The sequence below is a fragment of the Collinsella aerofaciens genome (assembly GCF_027679495.1).
GTDB classification, from domain to species: Bacteria; Actinomycetota; Coriobacteriia; order Coriobacteriales; family Coriobacteriaceae; genus Collinsella; species Collinsella aerofaciens_AK.
Window position 1 is genome coordinate 73,590 of the sequence record NZ_JAQEKC010000004.1, and the last position, 12,919, is coordinate 86,508.

The following is a 12,919-nucleotide window of genomic DNA, read 5'->3' on the forward strand; positions in this document are numbered from 1 at the left end:
GTGGAGCAGCCAGTCCAAGCTGCTGAAGACTTTATCCCGCTTGGAGCACGGGCATAGCCTGCCGCAACGGCGCCACTATACTTTTGAGTATCTGAGCATTTTGAAAGGCAGGATATGACCGCAACCGCCAGTCGAACCACCAACCGCAGACCCGAGCTTTTGGCGCCCGCCGGAGGGCCCGAGCCCTTTGCCGCCGCGCTCGCCGCCGGGGCAGACGCCATCTACTGCGGCATGGGCAGCTTCAACGCCCGCCGCAAGGCCACCAACTTTACCGACGAGGCCTTTGAGCAAGCCTGCCGCGCCGCACATCTAGCCGGGTCGCGCGTCTACGTCACGGTCAACATTGTCATCAAGCAGTCCGAGATGGGCGATGCGCTGCAACTCATCCATCGCTGCTCCACGCTGGGCGCCGACGCCTTCATTATCCAGGACTGGGGCCTGTTCTTTGAGGTCAAGCGCACGATGCCCGGCATCGAGACGCATATCTCGACCCAGGCGAACATCCACGACGACCGCGGAACCCTTTGGTGTCGCGAGCAGGGCGCCGACCGTGTGACCCTCTCGCGTGAGCTCTCCATTGACGAGATCGCCACCATCCACGACGCCGCGCCCGATGTGGACCTTGAGGTCTTTAGCCATGGCGCCATCTGCTTTTGCTACTCGGGCCTGTGCCTGCTTTCGAGCTTTGCCATGGCGGGCCGCTCTGCCAACCGCGGCATGTGCGCTCAGCCCTGTCGCCTGCCTTACGAGCTGATCGACGAGAACGGCCGCGCGCTTTCCCCTGCCGGTCGCGAGCGCGCACTGTGCCCGCGCGACACCAACACTTCGCAGCTTGTTCGCCGTCTGTATGACGCCGGCGCCGCATCGCTCAAGCTCGAGGGCCGCATGAAGGCCCCCGATTACGTGTATTCCATCGTCGATGTGTACCGTCACGAAATTGACGATATGCTGGCCGGAGCCACCGTGGCCAAGGACGAGGAGGCCGCCCGCCAGCGCCAGCTCAAGCGTTGCTTTAACCGCGACTTTACGCACGCCTATCAGGACGGCACCTCGGGCGACGAGATGATGAGTTACGAGCGATCCAACAACCGCGGCCAGATCGTAGGCACGGTGCTGGGCAGCCGTCTGGCCAACCGCGATGTGCGCGGGCTCAAACCCGACGACCGCCGTCGCCGCGCTGCCATCGCCCGCATTGAGCTGTTTGAGCCCGTGGGCAAGGGCGACCTGCTGGAGCTTCGCCACGATAACGAATTTGACCAGTTCCTGACCACCATTGCCGCTGATGATGCCGCCGCCGGCGACATCATCGAATGCCGCGTGCCCCGCAGCATGCCCGAGGGCTGCCGCGTGCGCGTGATTCGAAGCCAGCGCGCCATTGACGCTGCCGGCGCCGCGCTCAAGCGCGATGTGCTGCGCCGCCGCGCCGTTGATGTGTCCGTGGTGGCGCGCCTGGGTGAGCCGTTTACTGTCACACTCAGCTGCTGCGATGATCCTTCGCTTGCGGCCACGGCCACGGGCTTTACCGTCGAGGCCGCCAAGACCCGCGCCGTCGAGGCGGCAGACCTGGTTGAGCATGTGGGCCGCATGGGCTCCTCGCCCTTTGAGGCAGCGAGCTTTGATGTGGCGCTCGATGAGGGCTGCGGCATGGGCTTCTCCGCCGTGCACAAGGTGCGCGCCGCCGCCTGCAAAGCATTGGAGGAGGCCATTCTGGCGCCGTACGAGGAGCGCGCGAAAACGCTCGAGCTGCCGGTACTCGACAAATGTACGCGCGCCATGCCCGAGCATTACCGCGATGAGCCGCAGATCTGCGCCGCCGTCACCACACTCGAAGCCGCCGAGGCGGCTCGTGCCGAGGGCGCCACGCGCATCTACATGACCACCGATGCGCTCGATGCTGTCGGACTCTCCCCTGCCGATGCATTTGAGCAGGGTATCGTGCCCGTACTCGACGAGGTCTGCCGCGCTGTTGACCACGAGCGCGTCGACCCCTGGATCAATGCCGGAGCCACCGTCGCCGTCGGCAATATCTCCGAGCTCGCCGTAGCCGCGCAGACCGGCGCCACGGCCGAGATTCGCTCTTGCCTGCCGGTGCACAACACGCCCTGCATGGAGGCGCTTGCCGAGCGCGGAGCCGGTGCGTTTTGGCTCTCGCCCGAGATCACACTCGACGAGATTGTCTCGCTCGGCGCCGCCGCGCCCGCGGCTCTGGGCATCACCGTCTTTGGCCGCCCGCGCGTCATGACAAGCGAGCACTGCATTCTGCAGGTTGCCAACGGCTGCATCCACGATTGCGTCAACTGCCGCCTGCGCGCCCGCAAGCTCTCGCTCAAGAATATCGACGGAAAGGTCATGCCCGTCCGAACCGACATCCACGGCCGCTCTCGCCTGTACGATGCCTACCCCATCGACCTCACGCCGCAGGTCCCTCAGCTGCTCGATGCCGGCGTGCGTCGTTTCATGGTCGACGGAACTTTGCTCGAGGCCGATGAGATTGGCCGTGCCGTCGCTCGCGTCCGTCGCGCCGTCGAGGCGGCACAAGCCGGCCGCAAGCCCGCCGCCCGCCTGCGCGGGGCGACCTCGGGCTGCATGTTTGTGGGAATCAGCTAACCGAAAGGCTTACACGTGAACGAAGAACCTCAAGTCCTCTACTGCGACGCCTGGCTCATGGCCATCGACAAGCCCGCTGGCATGATCGTCCACGGCGACGGCACCGGCGAGCGCACGCTCACCGACTACGCCAGCGACCTGCTGCTGGCGATGGGCGACGGCTTTGCCGCGACCGACATGCAGCCGCTCAACCGCTTGGACCGTGACACCACCGGCGTGGTGCTGTTTTCGCTCGACAAGCAGACGCAGCCCTCCTTTGACCAGATGGTCATCGACCACGCTTTCGAAAAGCACTATCTGGCGCTCGCCGAGGGCAAGATCGACTGGAACGAAAAGCTCATCGACAAGCCCATCGCCCGCGACCGTCACGACAGCCGAAAGATGCGCGTCGGCGCCAGCGGCAAGCCGTCTCAAACGCGCGTGAAGGTGCTCAAACGCCTTAAGAGCCGTCGTGGCCTGCCCACGCGCTCGTATATCGATGTCGAGTTGCTCACCGGCCGCAAGCACCAAATCCGTGTGCACCTGGCAAGCGAGCATCATCCCCTGGTTGGCGACGACCTGTACGGAACGCCGCGCCCCTGCGGCCTGATGCTCCACGCCCACAGCGTGTCCTTCACGCATCCCGTAACCGGCGAGCACATCCACATCGAAGCCCCCTGCCCCTGGGAGCCCTAAACCACCACAATCGGGACAGGCACCTTTGTGGTGGTTTTGCCGCAATGGCTCAGCCGCGGTCCCAAAACGTCTCGATCTGTAACAGTTAGAACCCATTTTCCGGTCTATCTGTTACAGATCGAGACATTCGAATCCCCCTCAAGGGAAAATCTCAATCTGTAACACCTAGCCCACTTTTAACGGTCCAGTTGTTACAGACTTAGACAAACCGGCAGACAACGAAAGCGGCAACGCCCGTGATGGACGTTGCCGCTTTTCTATTGAGAAAACTACTCAGTTTTCGTTACTAACCACCACAATGGGGACAGGCACCTTCGTGGTGGTTTTGGCCTTGTCTCGCTGTTAGACCGTGATGACGTTGCCCATTGCCCGGTACTTGGCGGGGACCTCGCCTGCGGTAATAATCGTTGCGTCGCGGAAGTCCGCGAACTTGACGGGCGCCACCATGCCAAATTTACTGGCGTCCGAGATTACGAAGCGTTTGGCGGTATGGCGCATCGAGATACGCTTGACCTGTGCTTCCTCGATATCGGGCGCCGTGAAGCCCTGCTCGGCGGCAATGCCGTTAGAGCCCCAAAAGCCACAGTTGAAGTTGTAGCGGTCTAAGGTTGCCAAGGCATCGGGGCCAACGAGCGCCTCGGTCTCGGGTTTGAGCTCGCCGCCCAGCACCACGGTGCGCATGCCGCGCAGAGCGAGGTGCTGAGCATGGAGCACAGAATCGGTCACATAGGTGACGCCCTCAAGGCGCGGAAGATGCTCGATGAGCCTAAGCGTCGTCGAACCTGAATCGATGTACACAAAGCTCTCGGGCTCCACAAGCGCCGCCGCACGGGCGCAGATGCGCTCCTTGTCATCGTTATGGAGATCACTGCGCTCGCTGATCGTCAGGTCGCGCGTCACGTGCGCACGCTCCAGACTCGTCGCGCCTCCGTGCACCTTGGCGATACGGTGTGCACGGTCGAGCGCCTGCAGGTCGCGCCGAATGGTAGACGCCGTCACGCCCAGGGCTTCAGCAAGCTCAGGCACGGTAACCGAGCCGGCCTGCTGCACCATCGACACGATCGCGTTGAGCCTATCTTCCGCAAGCATCGCTTACTCCTCCTCGGGGTACACGACTCCCCAATCGGCGCGGAGCTTGGTCATAAGCTCCATAACATCGGAAGCATAGCCCAGAAGCTCGCGCTTCGAATCATCGCCGGCGACGGCCTTCTCCAGGTCGGCCATCTCGTAGCACAGTGCGTAGGCCTCGGTGCCAGCGTGGACCTCCTCACGGCGACCGTCAACAGTCCACACAATGGTCGCATGGTCGGCGCGCGGATACTCGTTGACCTCGATATAGCACTTGTCGAAACTGATGACCGAGCGCTTGGGCTGCTTGGAGTGGAGCGTAAGGCTCACGACGCCCAGCTGCTGCTCGGCATTTCGGCAGACGATGCCACCCGCGACGTCAACGCCAGTCTCGCAGTTGTTGCCCAGCGAAACGACCTCAGCGGGCTGGCTTGCCATAAAGAGACGCATGACGGACAGGGCATACACGCCAATGTCGAGCATGGCGCCGCCGGCAAGGTTGCGATTGTAAAAGCGGTTGGTCAGGTCGCCGTACTCCTTATAGCTACCAAAATTGAGTTGGGCGAGGTTCATGCGGCCAAACTCGCCGGCATCCATGCGGCGGCGCAGCTCCTGATACAAGGGCATGTGAAGCACCGTGGTGGCGTCCATGAGGATCACGTTATGTTCGTCGGCAATGGCGCGGGCCTCGTCGAGCTCGGCGGAATTGAGGGTAATGGCCTTTTCGCAGAGCACGTGCTTACCAGCTGCCAGAGCGGCTCGCAGGTAGGTGATATGAGTGTTGTGCGGCGTGGTGATATAGACTGCGTCAATGTTCGGATCGGCATAGAGGTCCTCGACCGTGTCATAGACCTTCTCGATGCCATACTGCTCGGCAAAAGCTTGAGCCTTTGACAGCGTGCGGTTGGCGACGCCCGCAAGCTTGCGGCCGGCCAGCGCGAGGGACTGGGCCATTTGGTTGGCGATAACACCGCACCCGATCACTGCCCAGCAAAGCTCGGGAGCCGTAAAGATGTCGTTTGGGAACGGCTGATTCTGGACCGAGGCAAACGCCGCCTTTGCGGCTGCCTCGGCGTCGAGCGGAGCCTGTTTGGAATCTGCCATGATGTGCCTCCTGAGTCATCGGAAGTCCTTCATTTCTAACAACCCTATAGTCGCACAATTGCGCGCGTATCTGCTCGTGTTTGCGTATTTATTTGCTTATCGGTCATTATTTAGCCATAGTTGGCAGATGTTTGCGCGGCTATGCGCATTATCGCGCAAGGCTATGCGCGTAAATGCGCATGCGACGATCCTTGTGAAACATAAAGGGGCGGAACACCAAAGCCCTAAAAGACAGACCCAGCTGTATTACTTCACCCCTCTGGGGGCATCAGACATCAAAGGATCGTCCCAAACTGCCGGCAAAAAGGGAACGTCCCTATGTGCCGGCACCTAGGGACAGTCCCTAAGTGCCGCTTTCGTTGAAGCCTATCCCAGATGGCCAGATATACAAATCTAAAGACTGTCCCCATCAACTAGCCGTTTAAGAACGTCCCCAACGACTAGTCATTTAAGTCTGTCCCCAATGACCGCCAATCAACGGCCACTCATTTAAGTCTGTCCCCAATGAGTAGGGATAGAAAAAGGCCCGGGTGCCGTGGGACATCCGGGCCTTTACTAGCAACTTGATGTTGCGGGCAGCTTAGAACTTGTGGCCGCACTTCTTGCAGACGCGCAGCTTGTTCTTGCCGTCCTTCTCGTGACCGACGCGGGTAACCTTACCGCACTCGGGGCAAACGAGATTGACGTTGGAGGCATCGATGGGAGCCTCCTGCGAAACGATGCCGCCCTGCTGGTTGGCAGCGTTGGGCTTGACGGCCTTCTTGACGACCGAAACGCCCTCGACAACGACCTTGTTCTCTGCAGGGAGAGCACGCAGGACAACGCCCTGCTTGCCGCGATCCTTACCAGAGAGAACCTGGACCTTATCGCCCTTCTTGATATACATATATCTCCCCTAACTACAGGGTCTCGGGAGCGAGCGAGACGATCTTCATGTACTTCTTGTCACGAAGCTCGCGAGCGACGGGCCCGAAGATACGGGTGCCGACGGGCGAACCATCGTTGTTGATGACAACGCAGGCGTTCTCATCAAAGCGAATGTAGGAGCCATCCTTGCGGCGGATCTCCTTAACGGTGCGAACGACGACGCAACGGACAACGTCCTTCTTCTTGACGTTGGCGCCAGGGGTAGCCTCCTGGACAGCACCGATGAACACATCGCCGATGCCTGCATAACGACGCTTGGAACCGCCAAGCACCTTGATGCAGCGAATCTTGCGAGCGCCGGAGTTGTCGGCGACGTTCAGCATGGTTTGCATCTGAATCATGGTAGATGTTCCTCCGAACTAAGAACCGAAGAGAGGTGCGCTGCCTTTACGCGGCCCGTGGTATGCAAGCCAGGCATACGCACATCTTCGGAAACGTACAAGTCGTAAGAGCGACTGCTTATTTAGCGCGCTCGACGACCTCGATGAGGCGCCAACGCTTCATCTTGGACATAGGACGGGTCTCCATAACGCGGACGGTGTCGCCCACGCCAGCCGTGCACTCCTCGTCGTGAGCGTGCAGCTTCTTGGAGCTGGTCATCATCTTGCCGTACTTGGGGTGACGCTTGCGCTCGGTGATGGTGACAACAATGGTCTTGGCACCGGAGACGGAGGTAACGACACCCGTACGGACCTTACGCGAGTTACGCGAATCAGTCATGTTCTCTCCTTAGGTCCTACTCGGCGACAGCGGACTTCTCCGCTGCGATCTCGCGGGCGCGCTGCTCCGTGAGGACGCGAGCGATGTCCTTCTTCACGGTGTTGACGCGAGCGGTGTTGTCCAGCTGGCTGGTGGCCATCTGGAAACGAAGGTTAAAGAGCTCGGCGCGCATTTCCTTCAGCTTCTCAACGAGCTGAGCGTCCGAGAGCTCACGAATCTCTGCGGGCTTCATTAGTTCTCCTCCTTGGCGGCGGCGGCGTCCTCAGCAGCCCACTTGGCCTCGAGAGCGGCCTCCTCAGCCATCTCCTTCTCGATGCGCTGCTCAGCGTTCTTAGCAGCAACAATCTTGGTCTTGATGGGAAGCTTGTGCTGTGCAAGACGCAGAGCCTCGCGAGCGACCTCCTCGGGCACGCCCTTGACCTCGAACATGATGCGGCCGGGCTTGACGACGGCCACCCACTCCTCGGGGTTACCCTTACCAGAACCCATGCGAGTCTCGGCAGGCTTCTTGGTGATGGGCTTATCGGGGAAGATCGTGATGTAGACACGACCGCCACGCTTCATGTAGCGGGTCATGGCAATACGAGCGGCCTCGATCTGACGGTTGGTGATCCAATGGGCCTCGAGAGCCTGGATACCAAACTCGCCGAAATGCAGCTCGGTATTACCCTTGGCCTGGCCCTTCATGGAGCCACGCTGCACCTTGCGGTGAAGAATACGCTTAGGGGCAAGCACTACTGACCCCTCCTCTCGGAGTTACGACGACGAGGACGGGAAGAGCCCTCGAGTGCAGGGTTGGGAACAGGCTGGCCCGGGAGCTTCTCGCCCAGGTAGATCCAGACCTTCACGCCGCAAGCGCCCATGGTGGTGCTGGCGACAGCCGTGCCGTAGTCGATCTTGGCACGAAGGGTGTGCAGAGGCACGCGACCCTCACGGTACCACTCACGACGGCCCATCTCGGCACCGCCGAGACGACCGGAGCACTGGATACGGATGCCCTTAGCGCCGGCCTTGCGGGCGGACTGGACAGCCTTGCGCATAGCGCGACGGAAGGCAACGCGGCCCTCGAGCTGCTCGGCGATAGACTGAGCAACGAGGTTGGCGTCAAGCTCGGGGCGCTTGATCTCGACAACGTCGACGGAGAGCTGGCCCTTGGAGACGCCAGCGACCTTCTCGAGCTCGGTACGGAGGGTATCGATCTCGGCACCCTTCTTACCGATGACAACGCCGGGGCGAGCAGTGAGGATGATGACCTTCACCTTGTCACCAGCGCGCTCGATCTCGACACGGGAGACAGCTGCGCGGGAAAGACGCTTCTCGAGGTACTTGCGGATCTCGAGATCGTTACCGAGGGTCTTAGCGTAATCCTTCTCTGCGAACCAGCGGGAGCGCCAGTTCTCGGTGATGCCAAGACGGAAGCCGGTGGGGTAGACTTTCTGACCCATACAGCTTTACGCCTCCTTTCGAGGAGCAACGACGACGGTGATGTGGGAAGTACGCTTCAGAATGCGAGAAGCGGAACCCTTGGCGCGGGGACGGATGCGCTTAAGCGTCGGACCCTCGTCAACATAGGCAGCGGCGACAACCAGGTTGTCGGCACGCAGACCGTTGTTGTTCTCGGCGTTCGCAACGGCGGAACGGAGAACCTTCTCGACATCCACGGCGACGGCGCGGTCGCAGAAGTGGAGGATGTCGAAGGCCTGAGCGACAGGCTTGCGGCGGATCAGATCGACCACCAGGCGGGCCTTGCTGGGGGAAACACGCACGTACTTAGCGACGGCGCGAACCTCGGTGGCCTCAGTTTCAATAGACTTAGTTGCCATTTACGGTTAACCCCCTATTTGGCCTTGTGGCCACGGAACGTACGAGTCGGCGCGAACTCGCCGAGCTTGTGACCAACCATGGACTCGGTAACATACACGGGCACATGCTTGCGGCCGTCGTGGACGGCGATGGTGTGACCAACCATCTCGGGGAAGATGGTGGACGCGCGGGACCAGGTCTTCACGACGTCCTTCTTGCCAGCCTCGTTCATCGCGGTGATACGCGAGAGAAGGCGAGTCTCCACGAACGGGCCCTTTTTGAGACTTCTGCTCATAAGTGCTTTCTCCTAAAACTCGGTATCCGAAATTACTTCTTACGGCGACGAATGATGTGCTGGTTCGAGACCTTCTTCTTCTTGCGCGTACGAAGGCCCTTCGTCGGCTTACCCCAGGGGGTAACGGAGGGACGACCAGAGGTGTGGTTCTTGCCCTCGCCACCGCCGTGCGGGTGGTCGACAGGGTTCATGACGGTACCGCGGACGGTCGGGCGCACGTTCATGTGACGCTTACGGCCGGCCTTGCCGATGACGATGTTGGAGTGATCGGCGTTGCCGACCTCACCGACGGTGGCGCGGCAGGTAACGAGGATGCGGCGCATCTCGGAGGAAGGCATACGGACGATGGCGTACTTGCCCTCCTTACCCATCAGCTGGCAGGAGTTACCGGCGGAACGGGCGATAGCAGCGCCCTTGCCCGGCTGGAACTCGACGGCGTGGATGAGCGTACCGACGGGGATGTCGGCGAGGGGCAGAGCGTTGCCCGGCTTGATGTCGGCGTCAGAACCGGACATGATGGTCTGACCGACCTCGAGGCCCTTGGGGGCCAGGATGTAGCGCTTCTCACCGTCAGCGTAGTGCAGCAGAGCGATGCGAGCGGAACGGTTCGGATCGTACTCGATCGTGGCAACCTTGGCGGGCACGCCGTCCTTGTTGCGCTTGAAGTCGATCACGCGGTAACGACGCTTCACGCCGCCGCCCTGGTGGCGGGTGGTGATGCGGCCGTTGTTGTTACGACCGGCCTTCTTGGGCAGGGGCTCGAGAAGAGACTTCTCGGGCTTGGTGCAGGTGATCTCGGAGAAGTCGGAGATCGTCTGCCAACGCCTACCAGCGGAGGTCGGCTTAAGGTGCTTTACAGCCATTACAATCCCTTTCAATAGGAATCCGTTAGCCATCGCAGACAGGGATTCGAGGTTCTGCCTCGGGTGCGATGACACCGGACGTATACACGGTTCCGGGCGTGTCCATTTTATACGCCCAAAACCTTGAGCTCCCGCCTCCCCTATTTGGGAGGCATGAGCTCACTCAACAGCAGCGAGTCTTAGGCCTGGTTGCCAAAGACCTCGATGGTGTCGCCCTCGGCCAGCGTGACGATGGCCTTCTTCCAAGAACGGGTCTTGCCGGCGACATAGCGCACGCGCTTGGTCTTGGGCTTGACCGTCAGGGTGTTCACGCGAACGACCTTGACGCCGAAGATCTCCTCGACAGCGTCCTTGATCTGATACTTGTTAGCATCCTTGGCGACCTCGAACGTGTACTTGTTCAGCTCCATGCCGGAGAAGGAACGCTCGGACACGATCGGACGGATGATGATCTCGTGGGCGGTCATTTATGCAAGCACCTCCCCGAAGTGAGCGGCGATGTCGGCGGGCATCAGCACAGCGTTATTGTTGACGAGATCGTAGGTGTTGGCCTCGTCAGCGGTGATGATGAACGTCTTGGGAATGTTGCGGAACGACAGGTAGGCGTTGACGTCCTCATCGCGAACGATGATGGTCAGACGCTTGCCCTCAAGACCGAGGGCCTTGAGCATGGCGACGGCAGCCTTGGTGGAAGGCTTCTCGAAGCCGTAGTCGTCGACGAGCACGAGCTCGCCATCGGCCAGCTTGGCGGACAGCGCGGAGCGCATAGCCAGCTTGACCTCCTTGTTGTTCATACGCTTAGCGTAGGAACGGGGCTTGGGGGCGAAGACAACGCCACCGTGACGCCACTGGGCAGCACGGATGGAACCCTGGCGGGCACGGCCGGTGCCCTTCTGACGCCAAGGCTTCTTGCCGCCACCGGAAACCTCAGAGCGACCCTTAGCAGACTGGGTGCCCTGACGCCAAGAGGCCATCTGGCACTTGACGATGTGGTGCATAACGTGGATGTTCGGCTCGATGCCGTACACCTCAGCGGCGAGCTCGGCCTCGGCGACCTTCTTGCCCTCGCTGTTCTTTACTTCAAACTTTGCCATTTAAGTGTTCTCCTTGGTATGACGCTGGGCTAAATGGGCTGGGCCCTTAGGCCATACGGATGGCGACGAGACCATTCTTGGCACCCGGGACAGCGCCCTTGACCAAGATGAGGTTCTGCTCGGCATCGATGCGGACAACGGAAAGGTTCTTGACGGTAACGCGCTCGTTACCCATGTGACCGGCCATCTTGACGCCCTTGAGGACGCGCGCAGGATAGGCGCACTGACCGATAGAACCGGGGTGACGCTGGAAGTGAGAACCATGCGTCATAGGACCGCGGCGCTGACCCCAGCGCTTGATGCGACCCTGGAAGCCCTTACCCTTGGAGGTACCGATGACGTCGACCTTCTCGACATCAGCGAAATCAGCGACGGTGACGACCTCGCCGACCTTGTGCTCCTCGCCGTTCTCGACGCGGACCTCACGAAGGAAGCGGACAGGCTCGACGCCGGCCTTGGCGAAGTGACCAGCCATGGGCTTATTCACGTTCTTGGCCTTGATGTCGCCGAAACCGATCTGGACGGCGTCATAGCCGTCGGTTGCCTGAGTTTTAACCTGCGAGACAGCGCAGGGGCCAGCCTGGATGACCGTGACGGGAACGACGTTGTCGTCCTCGTCCCAAACCTGGGTCATGCCAATCTTGCGGCCGAGAATCATGCTGATCAAGATATGATCCCAACTCTCGCGTGGTCTTGGGACAATGCGTACACCACCGAGCGTACGCCCCTAGAGGACCACTACTTACACGACGTGCTCCCCAGCCTTGTATTGCGTCCGGACTACCTGACAACCCTATTAAGCAGGCATTTTGTCCAGCCAGAATACTCCCCTGGTTACACACAGCTGTTTAGTATACACGGCTGCGGGCGTATCCATCGAGATTCATATTTCACTCACATTGTTTACGCAGGTAAAGTGCGTGGCACGTTCCCAGTGTGCGGCGGAGGGGGCGGGCCTGAGGCATATTAAGGTTGTCGCGAGTTCCGCACGAACAGGAGAGCACTTAATGTGCTCTCCGTCGTGAGCAGGACTGTAGAGCAGCAACCTTAATATGCCTCAGGCCCGCCCCCTCCGCCGCACACTGGGAACGCCACGTTGATGTCTGCTAAACCTTGTTCGCTCAGGCTAATGACTTTGTTGGGGGTCCACTATTTGCTGGAGGGTGAACTTACATTGATGAGGTTCGCCTTCTGCTTGTGGCTTTTGCCCATCGAAATCGAAGATCATGATGGCGCAGTTGGGGAGTTTTGTTGGGAGCTCGAAGCCCTCTGGGGCTGCAGCCTTGATGAATTGGCGGCTGGCGCTGCCGTGGCTTACTGCTAGGAGGGTTTCGATGCCCTCGGAGCCCATGATATTGGTGAGGGTGTCTACCATGCGCTCTTGCAGTGCCTGGCTTCCTTCTCCTCCGAATGGGATTAAGTCCTCACCTGGATCCCAGACGTCGGTGGGCAGGGCGTCGTGGGGGCCTTCTTCGAAGGTGCCGTAGCTGCGCTCGATAATGCCTTCACAGGGCTCGACTGCGGCGTCCGGACCGAGGAGTTCGCATGCGACAAGACTTGCCGTGTCCATGGCTCGGCCTAAGGGTGATGAGACCACTTTGTCGGGGACGACGCTGTGGGCTTTGAGCCATGCGGCCGCTGCCCGTGTCTGCTGACGGCCCAGATCGGTGAGCGGTGAATCACAGCGACCCTGGACGAGCTTTTTGACGTTGAATTCCGTCTGGCCGTGGCGGAGTAGGTATAGGCGCTTCATGCTCTCCTCT

16 protein-coding genes and 1 pseudogene are annotated in these 12,919 nt (G+C 60.6%); 2 read left to right on the forward strand and 15 right to left on the reverse strand.

What is annotated here, in order from left to right; all coding sequences use genetic code 11:
• Positions 1-114 precede the first annotated feature (114 nt).
• Positions 115-2,607: a peptidase U32 family protein gene (locus tag PGW49_RS02475; RefSeq protein ID WP_270225405.1), complete on the forward strand. Its 2,493-nt coding sequence runs from the start codon at positions 115-117 to the stop codon at positions 2,605-2,607.
• Positions 2,608-2,622: 15 nt separating this feature from the next.
• Entirely contained in the window at positions 2,623-3,282 is a 660-nt protein-coding gene (locus PGW49_RS02480) for an RluA family pseudouridine synthase (RefSeq protein WP_253276020.1), read from the forward strand.
• 342 nt (positions 3,283-3,624) lie between these two features.
• On the opposite strand, the gene PGW49_RS02485 is transcribed toward PGW49_RS02480, so the two are convergent.
• The 15 genes and pseudogenes from PGW49_RS02485 to PGW49_RS02555 all read right to left on the reverse strand — a co-directional run bounded on the left by PGW49_RS02485 (position 3,625) and on the right by PGW49_RS02555 (position 12,909).
• Positions 3,625-4,371 (reverse strand): DeoR/GlpR family DNA-binding transcription regulator, encoded by a 747-nt coding sequence (locus PGW49_RS02485; RefSeq protein ID WP_270225406.1) that lies wholly within the window; start codon positions 4,369-4,371, stop codon positions 3,625-3,627.
• Between the two features lie 3 nt (positions 4,372-4,374).
• Entirely contained in the window at positions 4,375-5,454 is a 1,080-nt protein-coding gene (locus PGW49_RS02490; RefSeq protein WP_270225407.1) for a Gfo/Idh/MocA family protein, read from the reverse strand.
• Positions 5,455-6,034: 580 nt separating this feature from the next.
• Positions 6,035-6,340, reverse strand: coding sequence for a 50S ribosomal protein L24 (gene rplX / locus PGW49_RS02495; RefSeq protein WP_006235043.1), 306 nt, complete (start codon positions 6,338-6,340; stop codon positions 6,035-6,037).
• Positions 6,341-6,353: 13 nt separating this feature from the next.
• Positions 6,354-6,722, reverse strand: coding sequence for a 50S ribosomal protein L14 (rplN, locus tag PGW49_RS02500; RefSeq protein ID WP_006235041.1), 369 nt, complete (start codon positions 6,720-6,722; stop codon positions 6,354-6,356).
• 118 nt (positions 6,723-6,840) lie between these two features.
• Entirely contained in the window at positions 6,841-7,101 is a 261-nt protein-coding gene (rpsQ, locus tag PGW49_RS02505; protein WP_006235040.1) for a 30S ribosomal protein S17, read from the reverse strand.
• A 16-nt stretch (positions 7,102-7,117) separates the two neighbouring features.
• Complete coding sequence (gene rpmC / locus PGW49_RS02510) at positions 7,118-7,333, reverse strand: 50S ribosomal protein L29 (protein WP_006235039.1); 216 nt, start codon at positions 7,331-7,333, stop codon at positions 7,118-7,120.
• 86 nt (positions 7,334-7,419) lie between these two features.
• Positions 7,420-7,836, reverse strand: a pseudogene (gene rplP / locus PGW49_RS02515) (50S ribosomal protein L16); the annotation flags it as partial.
• Positions 7,836-8,546 (reverse strand): 30S ribosomal protein S3, encoded by a 711-nt coding sequence (gene rpsC / locus PGW49_RS02520; protein WP_006235037.1) that lies wholly within the window; start codon positions 8,544-8,546, stop codon positions 7,836-7,838. The gene rpsC and the pseudogene rplP, both read right to left, overlap by 1 nt.
• A 6-nt stretch (positions 8,547-8,552) precedes the next feature.
• Entirely contained in the window at positions 8,553-8,924 is a 372-nt protein-coding gene (gene rplV, locus PGW49_RS02525; RefSeq protein WP_006235036.1) for a 50S ribosomal protein L22, read from the reverse strand.
• A 14-nt stretch (positions 8,925-8,938) separates the two neighbouring features.
• Positions 8,939-9,199: a 30S ribosomal protein S19 gene (gene rpsS / locus PGW49_RS02530; RefSeq protein WP_006235035.1), complete on the reverse strand. Its 261-nt coding sequence runs from the start codon at positions 9,197-9,199 to the stop codon at positions 8,939-8,941.
• 32 nt (positions 9,200-9,231) lie between these two features.
• Positions 9,232-10,062, reverse strand: coding sequence for a 50S ribosomal protein L2 (rplB, locus tag PGW49_RS02535; RefSeq protein ID WP_022094198.1), 831 nt, complete (start codon positions 10,060-10,062; stop codon positions 9,232-9,234).
• Between the two features lie 179 nt (positions 10,063-10,241).
• Positions 10,242-10,529: a 50S ribosomal protein L23 gene (rplW, locus tag PGW49_RS02540; protein WP_022094197.1), complete on the reverse strand. Its 288-nt coding sequence runs from the start codon at positions 10,527-10,529 to the stop codon at positions 10,242-10,244.
• The gene (gene rplD, locus PGW49_RS02545) at positions 10,530-11,156 is read right to left on the reverse strand and encodes a 50S ribosomal protein L4 (RefSeq protein WP_006235032.1); all 627 of its coding nucleotides are present in this window, start codon (positions 11,154-11,156) and stop codon (positions 10,530-10,532) included.
• 46 nt (positions 11,157-11,202) lie between these two features.
• The gene (gene rplC, locus PGW49_RS02550; protein ID WP_035137484.1) at positions 11,203-11,823 is read right to left on the reverse strand and encodes a 50S ribosomal protein L3; all 621 of its coding nucleotides are present in this window, start codon (positions 11,821-11,823) and stop codon (positions 11,203-11,205) included.
• 459 nt (positions 11,824-12,282) lie between these two features.
• Entirely contained in the window at positions 12,283-12,909 is a 627-nt protein-coding gene (locus PGW49_RS02555) for a histidine phosphatase family protein (RefSeq protein WP_270225410.1), read from the reverse strand.
• Positions 12,910-12,919: the final 10 nt, after the last annotated feature.

What these genes read in the sequence shown, in the direction of transcription:
- PGW49_RS02475 (WP_270225405.1), top strand. Translation starts at nt 115, where the DNA reads ATGACCGCAACCGCCAGTCGAACCACCAACCGCAGACCCGAGCTTTTG.
- PGW49_RS02485 (WP_270225406.1), bottom strand. Translation starts at nt 4,371, where the DNA reads ATGCTTGCGGAAGATAGGCTCAACGCGATCGTGTCGATGGTGCAGCAG.
- PGW49_RS02490 (WP_270225407.1), bottom strand. Translation starts at nt 5,454, where the DNA reads ATGGCAGATTCCAAACAGGCTCCGCTCGACGCCGAGGCAGCCGCAAAG.
- rplX (WP_006235043.1), bottom strand. Translation starts at nt 6,340, where the DNA reads ATGTATATCAAGAAGGGCGATAAGGTCCAGGTTCTCTCTGGTAAGGAT.
- rplN (WP_006235041.1), bottom strand. Translation starts at nt 6,722, where the DNA reads ATGATTCAGATGCAAACCATGCTGAACGTCGCCGACAACTCCGGCGCT.
- rpsQ (WP_006235040.1), bottom strand. Translation starts at nt 7,101, where the DNA reads ATGACTGATTCGCGTAACTCGCGTAAGGTCCGTACGGGTGTCGTTACC.
- rpmC (WP_006235039.1), bottom strand. Translation starts at nt 7,333, where the DNA reads ATGAAGCCCGCAGAGATTCGTGAGCTCTCGGACGCTCAGCTCGTTGAG.
- rpsC (WP_006235037.1), bottom strand. Translation starts at nt 8,546, where the DNA reads ATGGGTCAGAAAGTCTACCCCACCGGCTTCCGTCTTGGCATCACCGAG.
- rplV (WP_006235036.1), bottom strand. Translation starts at nt 8,924, where the DNA reads ATGGCAACTAAGTCTATTGAAACTGAGGCCACCGAGGTTCGCGCCGTC.
- rpsS (WP_006235035.1), bottom strand. Translation starts at nt 9,199, where the DNA reads ATGAGCAGAAGTCTCAAAAAGGGCCCGTTCGTGGAGACTCGCCTTCTC.
- rplB (WP_022094198.1), bottom strand. Translation starts at nt 10,062, where the DNA reads ATGGCTGTAAAGCACCTTAAGCCGACCTCCGCTGGTAGGCGTTGGCAG.
- rplW (WP_022094197.1), bottom strand. Translation starts at nt 10,529, where the DNA reads ATGACCGCCCACGAGATCATCATCCGTCCGATCGTGTCCGAGCGTTCC.
- rplD (WP_006235032.1), bottom strand. Translation starts at nt 11,156, where the DNA reads ATGGCAAAGTTTGAAGTAAAGAACAGCGAGGGCAAGAAGGTCGCCGAG.
- PGW49_RS02555 (WP_270225410.1), bottom strand. Translation starts at nt 12,909, where the DNA reads ATGAAGCGCCTATACCTACTCCGCCACGGCCAGACGGAATTCAACGTC.